General features: G+C 44.9%; 18 protein-coding genes, 1 tRNA gene and 1 pseudogene. 11 read left to right on the plus strand and 9 right to left on the minus strand.

What is annotated here, in order from left to right:
- Positions 1-1,389 carry a cytochrome ubiquinol oxidase subunit I gene (locus R7P64_RS21275; RefSeq protein ID WP_017635517.1) on the minus strand — a complete coding sequence of 463 codons (1,389 nt, stop codon included), beginning with the start codon at positions 1,387-1,389 and terminating at the stop codon, positions 1-3.
- Between the two features lie 159 nt (positions 1,390-1,548).
- On the opposite strand from R7P64_RS21275, the gene R7P64_RS21280 reads away from it, so the two are divergent.
- Together R7P64_RS21280 and R7P64_RS21285 are read left to right on the plus strand one after the other, a co-directional pair.
- A complete protein-coding gene (locus tag R7P64_RS21280) occupies positions 1,549-2,793 on the plus strand; it encodes an NADH:ubiquinone reductase (Na(+)-transporting) subunit B (RefSeq protein ID WP_318118822.1) in 1,245 nt (414 codons plus the stop codon).
- Between the two features lie 298 nt (positions 2,794-3,091).
- Positions 3,092-4,492 (plus strand): tryptophanase, encoded by a 1,401-nt coding sequence (locus R7P64_RS21285; protein WP_005384172.1) that lies wholly within the window; start codon positions 3,092-3,094, stop codon positions 4,490-4,492.
- A gap of 78 nt (positions 4,493-4,570) precedes the next feature.
- Here R7P64_RS21285 and R7P64_RS21290 read toward each other — a convergent pair whose 3' ends face one another.
- Together R7P64_RS21290 and R7P64_RS21295 are read right to left on the minus strand one after the other, a co-directional pair.
- On the minus strand, positions 4,571-5,182 hold the full coding sequence (locus R7P64_RS21290) for a DUF2913 family protein (protein ID WP_047102823.1): 612 nt from the start codon (positions 5,180-5,182) through the stop codon (positions 4,571-4,573).
- A gap of 32 nt (positions 5,183-5,214) precedes the next feature.
- Positions 5,215-5,298 (minus strand) — tRNA-Leu (locus R7P64_RS21295).
- A 559-nt stretch (positions 5,299-5,857) separates the two neighbouring features.
- On the opposite strand from R7P64_RS21295, the gene R7P64_RS21300 reads away from it, so the two are divergent.
- A complete protein-coding gene (locus R7P64_RS21300; protein ID WP_017635515.1) occupies positions 5,858-7,066 on the plus strand; it encodes a NupC/NupG family nucleoside CNT transporter in 1,209 nt (402 codons plus the stop codon).
- Between the two features lie 54 nt (positions 7,067-7,120).
- On the opposite strand, the gene R7P64_RS21305 is transcribed toward R7P64_RS21300, so the two are convergent.
- Positions 7,121-8,209, minus strand: a complete 1,089-nt coding sequence (locus tag R7P64_RS21305; protein WP_318123943.1) for a DUF3541 domain-containing protein — start codon at positions 8,207-8,209, stop codon at positions 7,121-7,123.
- A gap of 69 nt (positions 8,210-8,278) precedes the next feature.
- Positions 8,279-8,884 carry an alpha-ketoglutarate-dependent dioxygenase AlkB family protein gene (locus tag R7P64_RS21310; protein WP_005374161.1) on the minus strand — a complete coding sequence of 202 codons (606 nt, stop codon included), beginning with the start codon at positions 8,882-8,884 and terminating at the stop codon, positions 8,279-8,281.
- A gap of 132 nt (positions 8,885-9,016) precedes the next feature.
- On the opposite strand from R7P64_RS21310, the gene R7P64_RS21315 reads away from it, so the two are divergent.
- Positions 9,017-10,372: a diguanylate cyclase gene (locus R7P64_RS21315; protein WP_053307138.1), complete on the plus strand. Its 1,356-nt coding sequence runs from the start codon at positions 9,017-9,019 to the stop codon at positions 10,370-10,372.
- 387 nt (positions 10,373-10,759) lie between these two features.
- Here the strand turns inward: R7P64_RS21315 and R7P64_RS21320 are convergent, their stop codons facing one another.
- Positions 10,760-12,316, minus strand: coding sequence for a DUF3612 domain-containing protein (locus tag R7P64_RS21320; protein ID WP_080773721.1), 1,557 nt, complete (start codon positions 12,314-12,316; stop codon positions 10,760-10,762).
- Positions 12,317-12,490: 174 nt separating this feature from the next.
- On the opposite strand from R7P64_RS21320, the gene R7P64_RS21325 reads away from it, so the two are divergent.
- On the plus strand, positions 12,491-13,069 hold the full coding sequence (locus tag R7P64_RS21325; protein WP_005374156.1) for a malate synthase: 579 nt from the start codon (positions 12,491-12,493) through the stop codon (positions 13,067-13,069).
- A 90-nt stretch (positions 13,070-13,159) separates the two neighbouring features.
- Here R7P64_RS21325 and R7P64_RS21330 read toward each other — a convergent pair whose 3' ends face one another.
- Positions 13,160-14,173: a GGDEF domain-containing protein gene (locus R7P64_RS21330; RefSeq protein WP_047102820.1), complete on the minus strand. Its 1,014-nt coding sequence runs from the start codon at positions 14,171-14,173 to the stop codon at positions 13,160-13,162.
- A 349-nt stretch (positions 14,174-14,522) separates the two neighbouring features.
- On the opposite strand from R7P64_RS21330, the gene R7P64_RS21335 reads away from it, so the two are divergent.
- The 3 genes from R7P64_RS21335 to R7P64_RS21345 are packed head-to-tail and all read left to right on the plus strand — an operon-like array spanning position 14,523 to position 18,126.
- Complete coding sequence (locus tag R7P64_RS21335; protein WP_047102819.1) at positions 14,523-15,875, plus strand: DASH family cryptochrome; 1,353 nt, start codon at positions 14,523-14,525, stop codon at positions 15,873-15,875.
- Positions 15,875-17,419 (plus strand): cryptochrome/photolyase family protein, encoded by a 1,545-nt coding sequence (locus R7P64_RS21340; protein WP_053307139.1) that lies wholly within the window; start codon positions 15,875-15,877, stop codon positions 17,417-17,419. Before R7P64_RS21335 ends, R7P64_RS21340 begins: the two co-directional genes overlap by 1 nt.
- Positions 17,419-18,126 (plus strand): SDR family oxidoreductase, encoded by a 708-nt coding sequence (locus R7P64_RS21345; RefSeq protein ID WP_017819732.1) that lies wholly within the window; start codon positions 17,419-17,421, stop codon positions 18,124-18,126. The genes R7P64_RS21340 and R7P64_RS21345 overlap by 1 nt, the downstream gene beginning before the upstream one ends.
- Positions 18,127-18,187: 61 nt before the next feature.
- Here the strand turns inward: R7P64_RS21345 and R7P64_RS21350 are convergent, their stop codons facing one another.
- Together R7P64_RS21350 and msrB are read right to left on the minus strand one after the other, a co-directional pair.
- Complete coding sequence (locus tag R7P64_RS21350; protein WP_005374142.1) at positions 18,188-18,334, minus strand: DUF2256 domain-containing protein; 147 nt, start codon at positions 18,332-18,334, stop codon at positions 18,188-18,190.
- A 33-nt stretch (positions 18,335-18,367) separates the two neighbouring features.
- Complete coding sequence (msrB, locus tag R7P64_RS21355) at positions 18,368-19,510, minus strand: peptide-methionine (R)-S-oxide reductase MsrB (RefSeq protein ID WP_053307140.1); 1,143 nt, start codon at positions 19,508-19,510, stop codon at positions 18,368-18,370.
- A gap of 202 nt (positions 19,511-19,712) precedes the next feature.
- Between msrB and R7P64_RS21360 the strand changes: the two genes are divergently transcribed.
- The 3 genes and pseudogenes from R7P64_RS21360 to R7P64_RS21370 all read left to right on the plus strand — a co-directional run bounded on the left by R7P64_RS21360 (position 19,713) and on the right by R7P64_RS21370 (position 21,112).
- Positions 19,713-20,111: an OsmC family protein gene (locus R7P64_RS21360; RefSeq protein ID WP_053307141.1), complete on the plus strand. Its 399-nt coding sequence runs from the start codon at positions 19,713-19,715 to the stop codon at positions 20,109-20,111.
- 129 nt (positions 20,112-20,240) lie between these two features.
- Positions 20,241-20,795 (plus strand): sugar O-acetyltransferase, encoded by a 555-nt coding sequence (locus R7P64_RS21365; RefSeq protein WP_086047563.1) that lies wholly within the window; start codon positions 20,241-20,243, stop codon positions 20,793-20,795.
- A gap of 87 nt (positions 20,796-20,882) precedes the next feature.
- Positions 20,883-21,112: pseudogene (locus R7P64_RS21370) on the plus strand (hypothetical protein).
- Positions 21,113-21,257 lie beyond the last annotated feature (145 nt).

Genomic DNA, 21,257 nt, shown 5'->3' on the forward strand with positions numbered 1-21,257 from the left:
CTAGGTTAGATGGTTAGAGTGTGTGATGGCATCGGTTTTCGTGCCATCAGGAAGTCGGCTATCTAGACCTTCTTCATATCGAGTTGGAGACTTGCGCATCAAACGTAGGAGATAGAAGAAGCCAGCTCCAAAAACCACAAAGTAAACCACGATGAACGCCGTCAGGGAGACGCTCACCGCGGCGGCATCAATAGGCGATGCCGAATTGGCTGTGGTTAAAAGACCGTATACGGTGTAAGGCTGTCGACCGACTTCGGTAGTTATCCAGCCTGCTAAAACTGCAATGAACCCCGCTGGGGCAAACAGCACACAAATACGTTGAAGTGCCCTCGAATCAAAAAGTTTGCGACGTTTTCTTAGCCAAAGGCTCCACAAACCAATAACAAGCATGCCAAAACCAAGCGCGACCATGACTCGGAAAGACCAGAAAACGATAGAGACAGGAGGGTGTTCCTCCTCTGGAAAAGCATCTAATCCCTTCACTTCACCGTTGAGGTCATGAGTTAAAATCAAACTACCGAGTTTGGGGATTTCCAGTGCGTATTCCATACGTTTTTCTTCATCGTTAGGGATACCGAAGAGGATCAATGGCGCGCCTTGGTGAGACTCATAGTGCCCTTCCATCGCGGCGACTTTGGCGGGTTGATGTTCAAGGGTGTTTAAACCATGCATGTCTCCAGCAACGATTTGAATTGGTGTCACGATGGCAGCCATCCACATTGCCATCGAGAACATAATTCTGGCTAGAGGGTTATGGTTTGCTTTTAGCAAGTGATAAGCGGCAACGCCGGCTACAACAAAAGCAGTAGTAAGGTAAGCGGCGAGCAACATATGAACGAGCCGGTAAGGGAAGGAAGGGTTGAAGACAATCGCCCACCAGTCTTCTGGGATAAACTGTCCGGCTTCGTTGATACTGTAGCCCGCTGGTGTTTGCATCCAACTATTAACAGAAAGTATCCAAAACGCAGACAAAAACGTCCCGAATGCAACAATACAAGTCGCGGCGAAGTGAAGCTTCTTACCCACCTTATCCATACCGAAAAGCATCACGCCTAAAAACCCCGCTTCGAGGAAAAACGCAGTAAAAACTTCATAACCCATTAGCGGGCCTAGGATTGGGCCTGTTTTGTCGGCAAACACGCTCCAGTTAGTACCGAATTGATAGCTCAACACGATGCCACTCACCACACCCATACCAAAACTGATGGCAAAGATTTTGAGCCAGTACTTATAGATTTGCATGTACTGTTTGTTGCCCGTTTTTAAGTACAAGCCCTCTAATACAGCGAGATAACTTGCCAAACCAATCGTAAAAGCTGGAAAAATAATGTGGAAAGAGACAGTAAAGGCAAATTGGAATCTAGCTAGGTCAATGGCGAGTGTGTCCATGAGCGGTCCCTTTTTCGTTGGATAAACTGTTCGCTGGATTTAAAGAGGAGACAGAAGAGTGGCGAACAAGGTGAAATACGAAGAAGGAAGACGAAGAGATTAAAAAACGATCGCTTTTTACACATGTGCGTACCATCTTTTAGATAAAGGAGGAGTGTTATGAGCCTTAAACATTACTTTGAGAAAGCGACACCTAAGTTTGGTCCAGGTGGGAAGTATCACAAGTTCTACCCACTTTTCGAAGCTGTCGAAACCATTTTTTACACGCCTGGTAAGGTAAACCAGGGCATGACTCACGTTCGAGATAGCATCGATTTAAAACGTATTATGATCATGGTGTGGTTGGCTGTCTTCCCTGCCATGTTCTGGGGTATGTACAACATAGGCCAGCAAGCGAGTGATGCCTTGTTGTATGGAATGGATCAAGCCTCAGCTCAGCAAGCGCTTGTTTCTTCATGGCAACTGAGTTGGGTATGGGGCTCGTTAGATGCGGTTTCACAAGCGGGGTGGGGAAGTAAAATGTGGCTTGGTGCTACTTACTTTCTCCCGGTTTATGCGACGGTGTTTATCGTTGGTGGTTTCTGGGAAGTTCTGTTTGCTATTGTGCGAAAGCATGAGGTAAATGAAGGCTTTTTTGTCAGCTCTATACTCTTTGCGCTGATCCTTCCTCCGACAATTCCACTATGGCAAGCGGCTTTAGGTATCACTTTCGGTATTGTTGTGGCGAAGGAGATTTTCGGTGGTACTGGACGAAACTTCCTAAATCCAGCTTTAGCAGGGCGCGCGTTCTTATACTTTGCCTATCCTGCCAACATGTCCGGTGGTACCGTGTGGGTCGCGGCTGATGGTTACTCTGGCGCTACTCCACTTAGCCAATGGTATGAAGGAGGGCAAAGTGCTTTGATAAATAATATGACGGGAGAGCCAATTTCATGGGGAGATGCTTTTGTTGGCAATTTACCAGGCTCGATGGGTGAAGTCTCCACGTTGTTGATCGCACTAACAGGCTTGGTTCTCATCTTTATGAAGATTGCATCGTGGAGAATTGTTGCGGGCGTGTTGGTCGGTTTAATCGGAGCTTCATTACTATTGAATGCGATCGGTTCAGACTCTAACCCCATGTTCTCCATGCCGTTCTACTGGCACTTCGTGATTGGTGGGGTTGCGTTTGGTACCTTCTTCATGGCGACAGACCCTGTCTCGGCAGCTTTTACCAATAACGGGAAATGGGCATACGGACTATTAATCGGTGTGATGACGATTTTTATCCGAGTGCTGAACCCGGCTTATCCAGAAGGCATCATGTTAGCGATTCTATTTGCTAACTTATTCGCGCCACTTTTCGATTATCTAGTCAAAGAAAGTAATATCAAACGCAGAATGAAAAGGGCGAGACCTTCTTAAAATGAGGGTGACCTCACTGAAAGTTGATTGAAAACTGCACTATATTGAAAAGGTCAGAGACATGGGGTTTCTGACTTTTTATTTTTATCAGGAGGACGAAGACGATGAGAATAAAGGATATTCTCGATAGCCGTTTGGTGCTGTCGTTCTGGTATAACCTAGACTACTGCTTGTCTCTTCTTAGTAAAATCTCTTCTCGTTGATTTCCTCAATGCAATCGCATTGAAAAGCATTCTATCTATTTGTTTTTTAGTCTTACGTGAAACTGCGTAGGGCAATGCGTATAAGGAAATTAACAATGAAACGTATTCCAGAACCTTTCCGTATCAAAATGGTTGAGCCAATCAAAATGACGACTTTGGCAGACCGTGAAGTCGCGTTAAAAGAAGCGGGCTATAATCCATTTCTTCTTCGTAGTGATGATGTTTATATCGATTTGCTGACTGACTCTGGCACTGGTGCCATGAGTGATAATCAGTGGGCTGGCATCATGATGGGGGATGAATCCTATGCGGGGAGTCGAAATTACTACAACCTGTGTGATGCAGTGGAGCACTTCTTCGGTTATAAGCTCACCGTGCCTGCACACCAAGGGCGTGGTGCCGAGCAAATTTTGTTCCCAGCCTTGATTGAGCGTATGCGTCAGGTGCGTGGTGGCGAAACGCCAGTATTTATCTCGAACTACCATTTTGATACCACAGCGGGTCACATTGAACTCAATGGCGGTAAAGCGATTAACGTGGTAACGGAAGAAGCATTCGACACCACTACGCCTTATGATTGGAAGGGCAATTTTGATATCGATAAGCTGGTGGCAACAATTGAAGCGCACGGTTCGCATAACATTTGTGCAATTATCACCACGATTACTTGTAATAGCTCCGGTGGTCAGCCTGTGTCGATGGAAAACATGCGCAGTGTGTACGAGATTGCAACCAAGTACGATATTCCAGTGGTGATTGACTCGGCTCGTTACTGTGAGAACGCCTACTTTATCAAGCAGCGTGAAGCGGGTTACGAGAATAAATCGATTCTGGAAATCATCCGTGAGATGTACCAGTACGGTGATATGCTCACCATGTCAGCTAAGAAAGACCCGATGGTAAACATTGGTGGCATGTGTTGTATTCGTGATCATAAGGAGTTGTTCCAGGCGGTGCAGACGCGCTGCGTACCCATGGAAGGATTTGTAACATACGGCGGCATGGCTGGGCGTGATATGGAAGCGCTCGCTCGCGGTTTGTATGAAGCCGCGGATGAGGATTTTCTTCACTATAGAATTAGCCAAGTTCAATACTTAGGTGAGCGCTTACGTGAAGGCGGTATTCCGATTCAATACCCAACGGGTGGTCATGCGGTGTTTGTGGATGCCGCTAAGATTTTGCCACATATTCCAGCGGATCAGTTTCCTGCGCAGGTATTGTGTAATGCTTTGTACTTGGAAGCGGGTATTCGAGCAGTAGAGATAGGATCGTTGCTGCTTGGTCGAGATCCGGAAACGGGTAAACAAAAAGCGTCAGAGCTTGAGTTGATGCGTTTGACCATTCCACGTCGTGTCTACACAAACGATCATATGGATTACATTGCGGATGCGATTATCGAACTGAAAAATCGTGCACATGAGTTAAAAGGGCTCACTTTCGAGTACGAGCCACCAGTGCTGCGCCACTTTACTGCTCGATTTAAAGAGATCGATTAACTCAAGTTTAAATCTAGATAAGCAAAAGGCCGCGAGTTTCACGGCCTTTTTCGATTCGTTTATTTCTTAGCGTTACAGTTACGCTAACTCTAATGTGATGCGAACGAACTGGTCGTCTTGATACTGCACTTCATAATTGAAGGTACCACTGGCGTAAATGCTGCCAAGGAAAAGTGAGCGTTGACTCATTGGTCCGCGGAACAGCATCGAAATAGGAGCGATTAGGGCGTTATTATCATCGAAGTGCTGATTTAAGTTCTCAGAAAGCACACACAGCAAACAGCCGTGTTGGTCGTGAGATAAGTCGACGTCTTCCGGTCGCGATAATAACACGGTAGTCCCCAGTTTCTTCTCAATCTCGTTGATCAGCAGCAAGTAGCTATCTAGATCGGGTTGAGGATTTCTGGGTTTGTCTGCACCGACGCAGCGCTCGAGTAATGCTTCCAGATTTCCGTTCTCACCTTTTGCCTGCTGAGTCAAAGATTTTAACGGCTTTTTAATCAGCTTATAGCGATTACTCTTCAGTTTTGGTTTCAGCCATTTCTGAAGTAAGTCATTACGTTCTTTAAGGGAGAGGCCATGCGAGGACGCGTGAATTTTAAAGTGCAGGTGTAATAAAGCGTGAACCGCAAGCTCACTCAGAAGTTGGTTAGCATCTGTAGACTGTCTTGCCTGCTTAGAACTTTGCATTACACTCGAACAAAATTAGGGAAGAAGGATAATGGTGCCGAGAGAGGGACTCGAACCCTCACACCAAAGGCACTAGCACCTCATGCTAGCGTGTCTACCAATTTCACCATCTCGGCATCATGATGCTCTGAATACTCAGAGGCCTCGAAAGAAGCAACGCGAATTATAACCAAAATCCACCTGTTGGCGAGAGCAAAATGACGAATTTTGGCTCTTTCGAGTTTGATTGCATATTTATTGGTCACTTTTATGTTTTTTACCATCAACGCCTATCCTTATGCCCTTACTTTTATTAATAGTATGACGACAAAAGAGTGCTTTTGCCTAAATTTTGAACGCTTGAACGTTTGCGTAAATAAATGTGATGAATATCTCTTTTTGTTGGCTATACTTGCGTCCCGTTTAAGCGGGAATTAGGGTTTAGTTGTTCAGGACCCTTACCCATACAAGCCGTCACATGGAGCAGGCCAAGCAACATGCTCGCCAGCAGTGAATGACCCCACGGACCGGACCAGCTACGTTCAATTGCTTGTATAAGGTAAAAATAAGATGTCGAACTATTCGTTCTGTCTGCATTCTGGATCTAAAAGTGAGTTATCACTCGCTGCGTTGTCCCTTTCTTCTGCCAATTCCTTTGGCTCTTTTTTCTTTTTCAACGTTTAGTAGGTCCAGCTCATGAGTGTTCTATTTAGTCTATTTGGTATTGTTGCACTGCTAGGTTGTGCTTTCCTACTTTCTGAGGGTCGTTCTTCCATTAATTGGAAAACTGTATCTCGCGCCTTGATGCTACAAATGGGGTTTGCTGCGTTAGTGCTCTATTTCCCGTTGGGTCAAGCGGCGCTGGCGAGTTTAAGTAATGGTGTCGCGGGGCTACTCAGCTTTGCTGATGAAGGGATTAAATTCCTCTTTGGTGACCTCGCTTCTTCTGGCTTTATCTTCGCTATCCGTGTCCTTCCTATCATCATCTTCTTCAGTGCTCTTATCTCCGCCCTTTACTATTTGGGCATTATGCAAAAAGTGATTCAATTTATTGGCGGCGCTATCCAGAAGTTCTTGGGTACGAGTAAAGCAGAGTCTTTGGTTGCAACAGGGAACATTTTCTTATCTCAAGGCGAGTCACCACTTCTTATTCGTCCATTTCTTTCTAACATGACTCGCTCTGAACTGTTTGCCGTGATGGCTGGTGGTATGGCTTCAGTGGCGGGCAGTGTGCTTGGTGGTTATGCTGGTTTGGGTGTCGACCTCAAATACTTGATCGCGGCAAGCTTTATGGCAGCACCAGGTAGTTTGATGATGGCAAAAATCATCGTTCCTGAGCGTCAAACGCCAAGCGATTACAACAATATTGAGCTAGATAAATCAGAAGAAAGTAACGTTATTGATGCGCTAGCAAGCGGTGCCATGGGCGGTATGAAAGTTGCCGTTGCTGTTGGTACCATGCTTATCGCTTTCGTGAGTGTTATCGCGATGGTGAACACGGGGCTAGAAAACTTGGGTGAGATACTTGGTTTCTCTGGCGTAACGCTACAAGCGATTTTTGGTTATTTGTTTGCACCTCTAGCGTGGTTGATTGGTGTGCCAAGCCACGAAATTCTAGCTGCGGGTTCATACATTGGTCAGAAAGTGGTGATGAATGAGTTTGTTGCGTTTATCGATTTTGTGCAGCACAAAGCGACACTGTCTGAGCATACTCAAATTATTATCACTTTTGCGTTGTGTGGTTTTGCGAACATTGGCTCAATTGCGATTCAGTTGGGTTCTATCGGCGTGATGGCACCTGAGCGCCGCAAAGATGTTGCAAGTCTAGGCCTAAAAGCGGTTGCTGCTGGTACACTCGCTAACCTGATGAGTGCGTGCTTAGCGGGCATTTTTATCTCTCTCTAATTTAGATTGAAGATCCACACTCAAAACCCGCCTAAATGGCGGGTTTTGTTATTTCTAAGGCTTGGGCATTAAGCCGTAAGGTATCGATTTAAAAGCCTCTGGGTGCTCTTGATAAGTTGGCGCCTTATGTACCCCTTTCCAATCGAGCAGCATGATGGCTAGCACGTTACGGTGTTCGCCGTACTTGAGATCAAAGCTACCGTCGACCGACGGAATCATCCCTTTTTCTGCGTTGATTGCGTGACGAATGGCTTGGCGGGTTTTCTTTACGACCGGATCATGGTCCAAGCCTGCTAACAAAAACGAAATGCCGACTTCGGCAATCACGTCTTCTTTGGCGCGCAGTAGGATAGTGTCGATGTTGTTGCGAAAGTAATCATAAATCCATTGGTGTTTCTTTTCGCTTACTCGCTCCTGATAATACTGTGAATCGGCAAAGATGATGTGCGTCATACCATAGAGTTTGTTCCAATACTGCTGAGCTGAAAGCATCTTATCTTTATCGTCGGGGTAGGTGTTCCGGAAGGTTTGAGTGAATTCCTCGACCACATCTTGCTCTCCTAGCTGACGAAGCCAGTAGACTTGGTTTGCAAGCTGAGCTGCCCATGCCTCTATCATCTCTTTGTCCGTAACGTAACGCGAGAAATCGTAGCGCCTAATAATTTTTCTCAGCGTTTTGTCTTGTTTATGTTGTAGGCCATATTCGTTTGCTCTTGCCATTGCGCCAAGCAAATCCACACCAAGATAAAGGTACTCAGGATGGTGTTTAGTCACGGTATAGCGTCGCTGACCTCGTTCGGTTTCTTTCTCTTGATACGTGGTCAACCTTTGAGATGAATAGAGAATGATGTCTTCTGGTTCAACGACTTCATTAGCAAATAGGTTTAACCGGCTGGCTACTTGTGCCATGTCGGTCCAAATGGCAGCGTGATATTTCTCATCTAATGTTTGGCGGTACATGCGTAAGCCAAAATGGCCCTCTTTAAACGCCGGGAAAGTGAACAGTTCTTGTTCGTAGGTACTACGAATCAACTGCGCTGATTGAGTATTATCGAGAAGCGGTACGTCTTCCTGTGATGCCTGAGCAGCAAAGGTAAGTGAGTAAAAGAGTAAGACCGCTAAGCTAAGAGGTTTAATACGCATAAATCCATTCCCTATGAAGTCCTGAACCTAAACCTACCATCAATATTAATTGAGAATGTAAAAGCTGAGTCAATAGTTGAAAATTTGCCTAAAAGTCAGGTTGATACGTTCATCTTTGGTTTTCGCGGTTTTTGGTACGCAGTGCTTCCAGTGATGCTGGAGCTCGCCAGCCATAATCAGTAAGGAGCCGTGAGAAAGCTCATATTCAATCTCAGTTTTACAATGTAAATTTCTAAGCAAAAATCGACGTGTTTCACCTAAGTTCAAAGATGCGATAACAGGGTTTCTACCTAACTCTGGTTCATTATCTTGGTGCCAGCCCATTGAGTCTTGCCCGTGTCGATATAAGTTAGCGAGAACAGAATTAAAAGTGACATCAGCAACTGATTCACAACGCACTTTGAGCTGAGTTAACTCAGGAGTCCAAGGGTGAGGCTGCATGGTTAAGCCTGAGTAAGTATATGCTGCATCACCGTGCCACGCTTGTAAGCGAGGTTGAAGTACTGACTTGCCGAACATAGTAATGTGTTCTTGGTGCCATGGCAGTGTCTTTCGAAGTTGGTCAAAGTAATTATCCGCCTCAAGATGGCTAAGAAAATGAGGATCATAATAAAGTTTTCCTCTTTCTACTTCTTGCCATAGATCGCCGCCAAATAAATCGCCTTGTTGATGCATCATCTCACACCTAAAACATAAAAGTTGTCAATCACTGTTACCTTTCTGATTATGATTGGTTATTCTTGTGATAATAAGAATTTTAACAATAAATAAAAAATCTCGTAGTTGTATACGAGTTGTGGGGAGAAAATGCGTTATTTACCCAGAAAGCGATGCTATTTTGCATTGTTCTTCCTCACCTTTTTCGCTTTGTGTATTGGGGTTATTGAGCTGTTAAATCGAAACCAGCAAGAGCTTCACAAAGAGCGAGTTCAAGTTGAGGCCAAAGAACAACTTTCCATTCTCCGTTCCAATTTGGAAGCGGTACTTATGGCGGATATCTACAAAGCCAGTACTTTAGCGACACTCATTACTTTACTTCCTAAAAACCAAGAAGAAGAATTGAGTATCGCCGCTCACCGAATCCTAAATAAAAGTAAACATATTACAATCATCGGTATCGCGAAAAATGATGTAATTAGTCATGTATTTCCACGCCAAGGTAATGAGCGCCTAATCGGCCTTGATTACCGCGCAGTGCCACAGCAGTGGGTACAGGTGCAAAAAGCCAAGGATGTACAAGAAATTTTCATCGCAGGGCCAGTGACTTTGATTCAAGGTGGCCGAGGTTTGATCGTGCGTGTGCCTGTTTTTCTTGATCCTCCAATGAATCAGGACTACTGGGGAGTGATCAGTGCGGTGATTGATTTCGATGCTCTGATGAGAGAAACCGGCGTAATTGATTTCTCGTATCGTTACCCTTTAATGATCCGTGGTTACGATAGCGGTGGCTCATTTGGTGATGCTTTCTTTGGCGCGCAAAGTGTAAATAGCATGGCATATGCAAAAGAGATGGTTCATTTTCCTTATGGTGGGTGGAGTATGGTGGTTTTCTCTGGAGGCAAAGCTGATCGCCAAATCTCTTGGCATCAGTTGCATTTAGCTAGAGTAATCGGCTATCCCATTATATTCGCACTTAGCCTCGCGCTGTTCGCCATTTATCGACTGTATACCATTGCAGATGACAGAGCTTTACACGATGAACTCACGAATTTACCAAACCGTCGCTATTTTATGAAGTTTTACAAGCAGCAGTTCGAAATAGCGAAACGTTATAAAAAGCGTTATAGCTTCGCCTTAATTAATATTGACCTAGATAGGTTTAAACACATTAACGACACCTATGGTCACGACGCAGGTGACAAAGTTTTAATCGCTACGGCTGAAAGGGTAAAAAGCTCTCTGCGTAAATCAGACATCGTGGCCAGAATGGGCGGTGATGAGTTCTTAGTTGTAGTCCATCACCCAGGAACGGAAGAAAATGTTCAGTCTCTTCTACAAAAACTTCGATTAGCGCTATGCTCTACGCCCGTCATTTACGATGAAACGCTTATCTATTTGAAAGCCAGTATTGGGTACGCGATATTTGACCCGCAAATGTCATCTCCTGAGCAAATGATGAAAATAGCCGATGAGAGAATGTATCAACAAAAGCATGGCGGATGAGCCTGAACCCAGTTTCAATAAGGGGTTAGAAGAATGGTAAAGTTGGGAGCCCGAAATCTCATCATCATTGAGGTACAAGAGTATGTGACTTCATATGTTCACAGACACTTTGCTGAGAGAGTCGTTATTAGCAGTGCATTCAGTGGCATATTTGCATAATGTTGCATTTTGCAAATGCAGTTTGCGAAATTAATGGTTAATAAAGCAACGATATGCATCTGGATCTACTAAAAAACGGCTTTTTTAAAGTTGGCACGCATCGTGCTTTACTTAGAGTGACCCTTATTAAGCCGAGGGTCACCTAGCCAACTGACGTTGTTAGTGAATACAAATTGTTCACAAGTATATACCGCCAATCACGTTTATTGTGATTGGCGTTTTTTCTTTCTAAAGCCCGATGATATTCACGTCGCTGCCCGTCTCATCAGCTTCTCCGCACTTGCTGTAACAACTAGGTTGTCTTGGACAAACCGCCCCTCTGGAGCAGATCAACCTTGCTTGGGTTTGAATCCCGCGCTCTATCCAGTTGATGTTTAATATCTTAGCGATAGTCGTTAAGTCTTTTTTGATGTGGGGAGGAATAACACTACTTCCGCCGGAAGCGACACAAAGGGACTTAAGTTCTTCCGCTATGGAAACGGCATCGCCACCTTGTGCAGAAATAGCAGGGTTAAGATCAATACCGGCACATAGCACGCGATTATTTCCCGCAGGGTCAAATACGTTGACCGATTCGCAGCAGTAGATACGTGGCTCGTCGCCAACATTTAAAATCGAAATTTGCGCTGAACTGGTATCCAAAGGCTGGGAAAGGCGTCGGAATACCGCCCAGTGCTGGCAAGGGTCGTTTACTTTGCGCATGTTGCCCCAAGGCAATGGAATACCATTTCCTCGATACACTGCTTTTAACTTGCCGGGGCCATAGGCATCAAAATAGTGCCAATGAGGGTAAGGCGAGACCACCGTCATGCGACGCATTGCAACGGAAGGAGAAACGCCGGCCTTTTTGTGAACATCAATTTCGTAACCGGAGCGGTCAAGCAACTGACGAAATGGTACTTTGGGGCAAAGCAAGGCACCAGCAAAAAAGCTAGACTCAAAATCACGCCAAGCTTGCAGGATATCTTGCGAATTGAGTTCAGAGTTCGACACAGGGCTGTCCATTTGCTCCCAATTGTTTTGATGCCCGATAGATAAAACGTTATTCATTGCATCGCTGCTATGGAGCACTCGATGGCCGATATATACCGCCAAGTCATACTTCAATCGGGTTGGATAGTCACGCATTCGTTTATTGAGATAAATAGTCCCAGGTGGCTCCATGAAAGACGTAATCAACTGTTTGGCGCTGACGCCCAGTTCATCAATCACATCTTGTGGCGCTCGATCAACCCAGCGGATATCCAATCCCATACTCTTTGCAATGTCTACGAGATCCTCTACAGATAGATTCAACCGCTTCAAGCCGACCTCTTCGGCGGCGCGCTCTAAATCAGGAAAATGGTTTTGATGGTTTTCTTGGTGTGCTCGAATCAAGAGATGAGCAAACTGACGCCCCGTGATACCTGTTTGGGAGAGCATTTCTGGTATCGCGATTTGAAGAATATCATTGGAGAACAGGAAGCTCGGCTCCAACGCCATGCCACTAATCCCGCCACGATTTCCTTTGTTGGGTGTGATGGCTTCTAATTCGGGTTCATCATCTAAAAACCACGCCGGATCTTTTTGAAAAACTTCCGCGATCACTTCGAGCATATCGATACTCGGTACGCGTTTTCCGCGCTCAATCATCGAAAGGTAAGAAACCGACGGAGCGTATTCAGGATTAATTCTTACACAACGGGCAGATAAATCTTCCATCGTTAAATGGTTGTTTTTTCTTAGGTTACGAATTTTCGTACCAAGAAAATGAGACTGACGAATAAGGCTTTTTGACACAGACATTTTGTAAAATTCACATTGTAAAATTTTTGTTGTGAAATTGTAGTCAATATTTCGCTAGTCTACATAATGAGCAGGCAAGGAAATTAACCATCCACTTCACAGAATTGCCTGAAACTTAAATAAAGGATTTAAGTTTTTACTCTAGGACGAGTTTTTAAGTGCGAGGATATGACGATGAATATGCTGAACTTCGATAAAAAAGAGATGCAACAACAACAACGCCCATTTATCGCTGAAGCCGTATTTGCCGTCGAAGCGGTAAGTGCTGAGCAGCAGAGTGAGAAACAAGTAAAAGCGAAGCAACTGCTTGACCGCATGTTCCCATTGGAGAACGGGTCGCACCAAGATGTATCAAGTTACGTGATTGATTACCGCCATGTTTTGGCTTATTTCAAAGACGGTACACACAGCGGCCTGAAAAGCCCAAAACACTTCGTGGCGTACACTGGTGAAAAGGAAGATCCAAAGTCGATTTTGTTTAAAGATGATTCGGGCAATCATGTCGAAGTGCTGTTTGGCTGTCACAAAGGCACTGGTTGCGTGGAATTAGTGGACATTGACGATATTCAATTGGAAACTCGCACGACGTTTCATCCTGAACTAACTGGCAATGCACCAACTGCGATGCGCCATTGGATAAGCCTAATCAAAGGCGACAAAAAAGGTAAGCCGATGGCATGCAGTGAAGATAAAGAATATACCGCAAAAAATGGTGACGACTACATTCTAAGTTACTGCTACAGCGTCGATTAAGATACTCATGATTGGATATAAAAACCCCGCACTTTACGTCGCGGGGTTTTCTTTTTCATCGTAAAAGTCGTTTTCGCTTAGTCAGTTTATTTAAATTGGCATCACGCGGTTACGACCGAGTTGTTTTGCTTCATAAAGCTGTTTATCGGCTTTATTGATTAAGGCTTCAGGCGTATCACCCGGCTCAAATTCTGCTACCCCAAAAGAAGCGGTAATGCTGTGAACTTGTGTGCCTGAGCGCTTATCTCTGATACGCAGTTTTTCTATCATCCGGCGTAGTGTGTCTGCATATTGGCGAGCAATTCGCAGAGATTTGTTAGGTACAATTAACGCGAATTCTTCACCACCAAAACGGTACGCACATATCCCATCTCGACAGCTTTGTTGTAGCCGGCGGGCAATGGCTTTTAATACTGTATCGCCAAAAAGGTGCCCGTAATTGTCGTTAAATGATTTGAAATGATCGATATCAAGCATGATCAAGGTCATTGCCTGATTTGATGCAATAAGTGAAGAGAGATCTTTGTCAAATGCTCGGCGGTTGTATAGGTTTGACAAACCATCGAACAACGCATCTTGCTGTACTTCAGCCAGTTGGTTTTTGAGGCGAGAAATTTCTTCACTCGCGTTAGTCAATTGGCTATTCAAAAACTTTGTTGAGTGACGAATTTCATGTGACTCTGCGACAAGTTGACGAATCACCACCATCACTTCTTCAATGCTTAGGCTATTGTCCTCAACTTTTTCCAGTTTATTAAAGCTTTTGTCTACCATCTCGGAAAAGGAGGAAGTATCTGAAATCGTATCGCTCATTGAACTGGATACTTCGTGTAGCAGAACTTCTACATTGGTTCTAAGATCTTCAAGGCTGGTTTCTGCTTTGCTGGCCACATAGTTGTTGTAAAGCTGTTTATTGGTTGCTGGCGGGCAAATACCGTAGTTTTCTAACACCATGTCTAACTCAAAGTTGAGTTCTGGAATGGTCTTGTCAACGTAGGTATACCAAAGCGCGTAGTTGGCTGGCGTGGCAGCAACATGGTTTTTGATCATCAGTGGGACCGCTTTTTTTAAATTAGCGGTTGATTTCTTAAACTCGTCGGTCATTTCTGCGATGGTACTAGCAAAATGGGATTGGGCTTAGATTAACGGATATTAACTAATGTCGCTTTAATTTTTATCACTTTTGCATGGTTTATATAGAAAATGAGTGATTAAGATCGTGATCAATACCGTTGGATTCAAATTTTATAAAATATCAGTATGAAACATGTACAGGCATTTGGTGGTATTGCGTGTTTTGAGATATCCAGCAAATGGATTCCGTGTAAACGTTAGTAACCTAATGATCGTCAAACTCTCGTTTTCGTATAAAAGCAAGTAAATCAAAAGGCTTAACGTCAGGGTCTCCGTGAAAAGAACTCGTAGACGAAGAATTAACATCTGAGGGTGCGAATTGAAAAAGAAAATAGGACTTTATTGGTTCACGAACGACTTGCGATTGCACGACAACCCACTGTTGAAAAGCGCCAGTGTAGAAATGGACGAGTTAATTTGCTTGTATTGCTACCCTTCAATGACGCCTTACTTGCATCACTTTGCGCAGGAAGCCTCTTTCGGGCGCGCGAAATTGCAGTTTCTCGACTCATCGCTTAGTGAACTCAATCGATCTTTGAATCACCTTGGTCAGCGATTATGGGCGGTTGAACTGACGCCCGATCAAGCAATCAAGTATGCTGTTAATCGCTTCGGCGTCACACATATATATGCTGACGCCTTTCCCGGTTCGGATGAGCAACAAGCGTTAGATCGCGTAGCTGAAGGCGCTTCTCATGTAAAAATAAAACAGCAAGCAATCCGGACCCTGTTAAGGGAAGAACAACTGCCATTTGACTTGAGCAAACTGCCTACGACTTTCACGCAGTTTAGAAAGCAAGTTGAAGGTTTAGACATCTCTCGGCCCCACGAGAGTATCCGTTCGTTACCTCCAATTCCTTTAGGTGTGAATCTTCCTTCCGTTACTGCATATTACTTTGACACAAAAGCTGCGTTTCATGGTGGAGAAAGCCGCGGGCTTGAACATTGTCGCCAGTATTTTGCTTCCACACTAGCCAGTGAATACAAACAAACACGCAACGGTTTAGATGGCATGGATTACTCCACTAAGTTCTCTCCTTGGCTAGCTCATGGGTGCGTTTCTCCGAAAACTATTTATGCCATGTTGAAACGTTATGAAGCGGAGAGTGGTGCAAATGATTCAACCTATTGGATTTACTTCGAACTGCTTTGGCGTGAATACTTTTATTGGTATGCCCGTCGATACAAGCGGCAGCTGTTCCGATTCGGTGGCATCCAAAATCAAGCACCACTCACTAGCTTTTACGCGCACCGTTTCCAACAATGGAAGAAAGGTGAAACGCCATTTCCTATCGTCAATGCGTGTATGCACCAACTTAATGAAACGGGTTATATGTCGAATCGTGGCAGACAGTTAGTCGCCAGTTGTTTGGTGCATGAACTTAGCCTCGATTGGCGTTATGGCGCGGCGTACTTTGAGTCACAACTGGTTGATTACGATGTGGCATCAAACTGGGGAAATTGGCAATACCTAGCGGGCGTTGGTGCTGATCCGCGTGGTTCACGACAATTCAACCTCGAAAAGCAAACCGAAATGTACGATCCGCACATGGAGTTCATCGATAGGTGGCAAGGTCGTTGTCCTGGCGCGCATTTGGATAGTGTAGACATGGTCGATTGGCCGATTGTGATGGGCAGCAGTGACAAAGCTTCGTCGTCGGAGAAACCGTAATGCAATTTGAAACCGTACGATTGATCTTGGGCGATCAACTTAACAGTGAGCACTCTTGGTTTCATCAACCGGATGAGCAAGTGCTTTACCTGATTGCGGAGCTCAAGCAAGAGAATACTTACGTCACGCATCATATTCAGAAAGTGTGTGCGTTCTTTTCTGCAATGGAACAGTTTGCGAAAGAGCGTCAGAGTGAAGGTCACCAAGTTCAGCACCTCACGTTGGATGACACACAATCCTTCGACGATCTTGAGCAAGTCTTGCAACACTACGTGAGCGAAGTTGGTGCAAGTAAGTTTGAATATCAACGCCCGGATGAATACCGTTTACTAGAGCAGTTAGCCAAACTAAAGCTTGATGGGGTCGTGGCGCGTTGTGTCGATTCGGAACACTTTTTGTTGCCGTTTGAAGAGATAGAATCGCAGTTTCCTCAAGGCAAACACATCATGATGGAGCACTTTTACCGCCGTATGCGCAAGCGCTTCGACATCTTGATGCAAGACGGAAAACCCGTCGGCGGAAAATGGAATTACGATGCCAATAACCGTAACAAGCTCAAAGCCAAAGACATTGAACAACTGCCACAACCTTTGATGTTCAGTACCGACGTGCGCGATATTACTGAGCGGTTGGCACGACATGACATCAAAACTATCGGAAATCTCGAAGGGGAATTGTTGTGGCCGATTAATCGCGCGCAAAGCCTCTCTTTACTCGCGCATTTCTGCCAAGTCTGTCTGCCGTTATTCGGACGTTTTCAAGATGCTATGACAGGCCAGCACGACGCTAAGTGGAGCTTGTATCACAGCCGAATTTCATTCTCGCTCAACAGCAAATTGCTGCACCCGAGAGAAGTCATTGATGCATCACTCAAGGCATTTCACTCCAACGCGGACATCGACATTTCTCAAGTTGAGGGGTTTATTCGCCAAATCTTAGGATGGCGAGAGTACATCCGAGGCGTCTATTGGGCGAACATGCCTCATTACCCGAAAAAGAACGAGCTGGGCGCAGAAAGAAAGCTGCCAAACTTCTTTTGGAGTGGCGAAACCAAAATGGCCTGTATGCGCAATGCGATTGGTCAGTCCCTTGATTATGCCTACGCACACCACATCCAACGTTTGATGGTCACTGGTAACTTTTGCTTGCTAACCGAGATCGACCCAGATCAAGTGGATGAGTGGTATCTCGGTATCTATGTTGATGCGATTGAATGGGTCGAAATGCCGAACACTCGTGGCATGGCATTGTTTGCGGATGGCGGCATTGTTGGCACCAAACCTTACGCGGCGAGTGGTTCTTACATCAACAAAATGAGCGACTACTGTAAGGGTTGCCATTACGACAATAAGGCGAGGAGTGGGGAAGGATCGTGTCCGTTTAACAGCCTTTATTGGCGCTTTATGAACAAACACGACAAGCGCCTCGCAGCCAATCCACGAATCGGGATGATTTTCCGCTCTTGGGACAACATGGAAGAACAACAACGCCAAGCGATTCTTGATACCGCAGAGCACTACATAGAAAACGTGGAGAACTTGTGATGGAAATACTCATCGTCGGTGGCAATGGTGGAATTGGTTTGGCGATGGTGAGAGAAGCCGCAGCTCGGTTTCCTCAAGCTCGCGTGCATGCCACTTATCGTAAGCAGCAACCAGATTGGCAACACCCAAATGTCGTTTGGCATCAAGTGGATGTATCGCAAGACGAGCAGGTAAAAGCGTTCAGTGAGCAGATTGAACACGTCGATTGGTTGGTGAACTGTGTTGGTATGTTGCACACCCAAGAGAAAGGTCCTGAGAAGAATCTTAGCTCGCTCGACGCAGACTTCTTTCAGCAAACCATCACGGTTAATACTTTGCCAAGTTTACTGTTGGCAAAATACTTCACGCCCAAGCTAAAGCGCAGTACTGCACCCAAGTTTGCGACCATTTCGGCCAAAGTTGGCAGCATTAGCGATAATCAGTTAGGTGGTTGGTACAGCTATCGAGCATCGAAAGCCGCATTAAACATGTTCCTAAAAACCATGTCGATCGAATGGCAAAGAGTGGTCAAACATGGCACGGTGCTTTCACTTCACCCTGGCACCACAGATACCGCTTTGTCGGCACCTTTTCAAACCAATGTCCCAGAGGGAAAGTTGTTCACGCCAGAGCGAGTTGCTAAGGATTTATTAGGCTTGATAGAAAAAGCAACCCCGCAAGATAGCGGGGCGTTTTGGGCTTATGATGGGACGTTATTACCTTGGTAAGAGAACGCGTACAAACGTTAATACAAATGAAATAACATACTCCAGAGAGGGTCGGAGTGACCTACGTTTTCGTTGATTTATTTCTTCGGCAACGCTCAGAACAATAAACGATTTCCTCCCAATTTCGCGCCCACTTCTTTCTCCAAGAAAATGGGCGCTGACAGACCGGACAGACTTTCATGGGAAGGTTGGATTTAAAACCTTTCATCGCGCTGAATGTTCACTCCTAATTTGGCTAAAACTACTTATCAAATAGGTACAGGTAATCGCCGTAGCCTAAACTCGCCATCTTGTTCACAGGTACAAATTTCATCGCAGCAGAGTTCATGCAATAGCGTAATCCCGTCGGCTTCGGACCATCTTTAAACACATGACCTAGGTGTGAATCACCAAACTTACTGCGGATCTCCGTTCTAGGGTAGAGTAGTTTATAATCGGTTTTCTCCACGATGTAACCCGGGTTAATTGGTCGAGTAAAGCTTGGCCAACCTGTGCCAGATTTGTATTTATCAGTAGAAGAAAATAGCGGTTCACCGGTCACAATATCCACATAAATTCCCGCTTCTTTGTTGTCCCAGTATTCATTATCAAACGGACGCTCCGTGCCTTCTTCTTGCGTCACGTAATACTGTAGCTCTGTTAAGTTTGATTTGATTTCAGACTGAGCAGGCTTACTGTACGCTTTCACTTTCGAAAACAGCTTTTTTTCTTCAATCAACTGTCGAAGTGTTTTAGGGCTTTCTTTTCGATCTTCACCAAATACTTCGTCGAGATATTTATCGCGACCTGATGCGTAGCGGTAGTATTTGTACTTCAAGCTACTCTTCTTGTAGTAATCCTGATGATACGACTCCGCAGGGTAAAACTTTTCAAACTCGATCAGCTCTGTTTTCAACGGTTTTGGATAGATCATCGCCTTGTCGATTTCCATCATAAACTGCTTAGCAATCTGCTTTTGCTCCGCATTATGGTAGAAGATCGCTGGACGGTATTGAGGACCACGGTCAACAAATGAACCTTTATCGTCGGTAGGGTCGATATGACGGAAGAAGTAGTCCAGCACTTGCTCGTAGTTCACGACAGCAGGATCGTACTTCACCTCAATCACTTCAATATGACCAGATTTACCAGAAGAGACTTGGCGGTAAGTCGGGTTTTCAATATGACCACCTGAATAACCTGATACAACATCGATTACGCCGGGCAGTTGCTCTAAATCCGATTCTGTACACCAGAAACAACCGCCAGCTAGCGTTGCGATTCTTGTATTCTCTGAAGCCTTCAGCTTATCCATCGTATCGGCGGTACCTGTTTTACTCAATAGTAGAAACAAGACTGGAAGTGCGAAGGAGAAACCGGCCAATAACTTAGACATATTCTTCATAGCTACCTCATCGTTATTTTTGTAGAAAGTGTTACTTAAATAAAAAGTGTTACGTATAGAGAAAGGTAACCGAGCGAAAAAATTACAGTAATGTTGAAAATTCCGTTGCCCTTTTATGCGATAGAGCTAAAGTATCGACAAGAAACACACCGCTAGTAAGGGCAACGATGCCTTGAATAAGCGATGCTAAATGAGGTAAATCATGCAAGCTGAAGTTAAATGGATAGAAGATTTTAAATTCCTTGGGCAATCTCAGTCGGGCCACTCCGTAGTGATGGATGGCAATGGTGGTGCAACCGCACCAAGCCCAATGGAAATGGTACTAATGGCTGCTGGTGGCTGTAGCTCTGTCGATGTTGTTGATGGTTTGAAAACAGCAGGCCAAAAGGTTTCGTCAGTTAATGCCAAGCTAACCACAGAGCGTCGTGAAACCGCGCCGCGTATCTTTACGCAAGTGAATATCCACTTTGAAGTGTCAGGTGACGAGCTTGACCCAGAAGTCGTAGCAAAAGTGGCGGCTGACTCGCTAGAAAAATACTGCTCGGTTTGCTTAATGCTAGGTGAAGGTGTTGAGATGGCCCACAGCTGGGAAATTGTGTAAGCCGACAGACTCCACAAAATATAAAAACAGGAAAGAGAAAAGTCCGGACTTTTCTCTTTTTTTATTTCGCAGTTCACGTACCTTGTGAAGAATCTGAAAGCAGTAATTGCAGGTTGTAGGAGTCTTCCAGTGACAGAACTAGAAAAAATGATGTCTGGCCAGGTTTTTGATGGCATGGACAAAGAAATTGACGCCATTAGAAGCCATGCTCTTCAAGCACTTAGAGCGCTCAATAATAACACCGACGAAAGTCAGCGCGACGAATTGCAAAAGCAGCTATTTGGCAAGGTAGGCCGTTGTATTGTCCAGGCCCCTTTTCATTGTGAATTTGGTAAGACCATCGAAATAGGTGAAGAAACCTTTATCAACATGAACGTGGTCATGCTCGATGGTGCCAAAATTACCATCGGGAACCACGTGCTCATTGGACCGAGCGTGCAATTTTATACCGCTTCTCATTCTGTTGATTACCGCAGTCGCCGACGTTGGGAAACGTTTTGTAAACCCATCACGATTGAAGATGATGTGTGGATTGGCGGTAGCTCCGTTATTAACCAAGGTGTAACAGTTGGCGCTCGCTCGGTGATTGCAGCGAACTCGGTAGTCAACCATGATGTGCCGCCAGATTGTCTATACGGAGGCACGCCAGCTAAGTTGATTCGTCGTCTCAACGAAGAAGAGTAAGAATCGATAGTGATGGCATGATGACTCGCTTTACAGGCGTAAGAGAATCATGCCAGCAGAAAGGGATAATTCATCAAGGAGTCTAAGATGTCGAACAGGACAGAAGTCCTCATGTGCCCTACATGTGGGGTAGAAACGCATCATGTCGTGGTGTTAGTTAGAAAAAAAGTGGTTTTGAAGGTGATAAAAATCGCAAAAAGAAAGAGTTCATCGCTGGCTTTCTCAAAAGTGTAGTATTCGGCGCCTTCCTTGCCTCTATGGATGAATTTGAACGTCATTTGATCTGCGAAAACTGTGGTCATAAAACCATTCAATAGTAACTGATAGTCCTTCTTTCTCTGCATAAGTTCATAAGTGCGGTTTGAAGCACTGGTTATTCAAGTCGCATCATCCTCTTTTAGTGCTTTTGCTCTTCTTGTGTTCCTCTCTCAAATATGAGTCACATCAGTACGCATTTTAACC

The sequence above is a fragment of the Vibrio sp. 2304 genome (assembly GCF_033339475.1).
Lineage (GTDB): Bacteria > Pseudomonadota > Gammaproteobacteria > Enterobacterales > Vibrionaceae > Vibrio > Vibrio alginolyticus.

Coding starts and splice junctions, on each gene's coding strand:
- R7P64_RS21285 (WP_005384172.1), top strand. CDS start 3,092: ATGAAACGTATTCCAGAACCTTTCCGTATCAAAATGGTTGAGCCAATC.
- R7P64_RS21305 (WP_318123943.1), bottom strand. CDS start 8,209: ATGCGTATTAAACCTCTTAGCTTAGCGGTCTTACTCTTTTACTCACTT.
- R7P64_RS21330 (WP_047102820.1), bottom strand. CDS start 14,173: ATGACCGACGAGTTTAAGAAATCAACCGCTAATTTAAAAAAAGCGGTC.
- R7P64_RS21320 (WP_080773721.1), bottom strand. CDS start 12,316: ATGTCTGTGTCAAAAAGCCTTATTCGTCAGTCTCATTTTCTTGGTACG.
- R7P64_RS21345 (WP_017819732.1), top strand. CDS start 17,419: ATGGAAATACTCATCGTCGGTGGCAATGGTGGAATTGGTTTGGCGATG.
- R7P64_RS21300 (WP_017635515.1), top strand. CDS start 5,858: ATGAGTGTTCTATTTAGTCTATTTGGTATTGTTGCACTGCTAGGTTGT.
- R7P64_RS21290 (WP_047102823.1), bottom strand. CDS start 5,182: ATGCAAAGTTCTAAGCAGGCAAGACAGTCTACAGATGCTAACCAACTT.
- msrB (WP_053307140.1), bottom strand. CDS start 19,510: ATGAAGAATATGTCTAAGTTATTGGCCGGTTTCTCCTTCGCACTTCCA.
- R7P64_RS21275 (WP_017635517.1), bottom strand. CDS start 1,389: ATGGACACACTCGCCATTGACCTAGCTAGATTCCAATTTGCCTTTACT.
- R7P64_RS21310 (WP_005374161.1), bottom strand. CDS start 8,884: ATGCATCAACAAGGCGATTTATTTGGCGGCGATCTATGGCAAGAAGTA.
- R7P64_RS21350 (WP_005374142.1), bottom strand. CDS start 18,334: ATGAAAGGTTTTAAATCCAACCTTCCCATGAAAGTCTGTCCGGTCTGT.
- R7P64_RS21315 (WP_053307138.1), top strand. CDS start 9,017: ATGCGTTATTTACCCAGAAAGCGATGCTATTTTGCATTGTTCTTCCTC.
- R7P64_RS21325 (WP_005374156.1), top strand. CDS start 12,491: ATGAATATGCTGAACTTCGATAAAAAAGAGATGCAACAACAACAACGC.
- R7P64_RS21360 (WP_053307141.1), top strand. CDS start 19,713: ATGCAAGCTGAAGTTAAATGGATAGAAGATTTTAAATTCCTTGGGCAA.
- R7P64_RS21280 (WP_318118822.1), top strand. CDS start 1,549: ATGAGCCTTAAACATTACTTTGAGAAAGCGACACCTAAGTTTGGTCCA.
- R7P64_RS21340 (WP_053307139.1), top strand. CDS start 15,875: ATGCAATTTGAAACCGTACGATTGATCTTGGGCGATCAACTTAACAGT.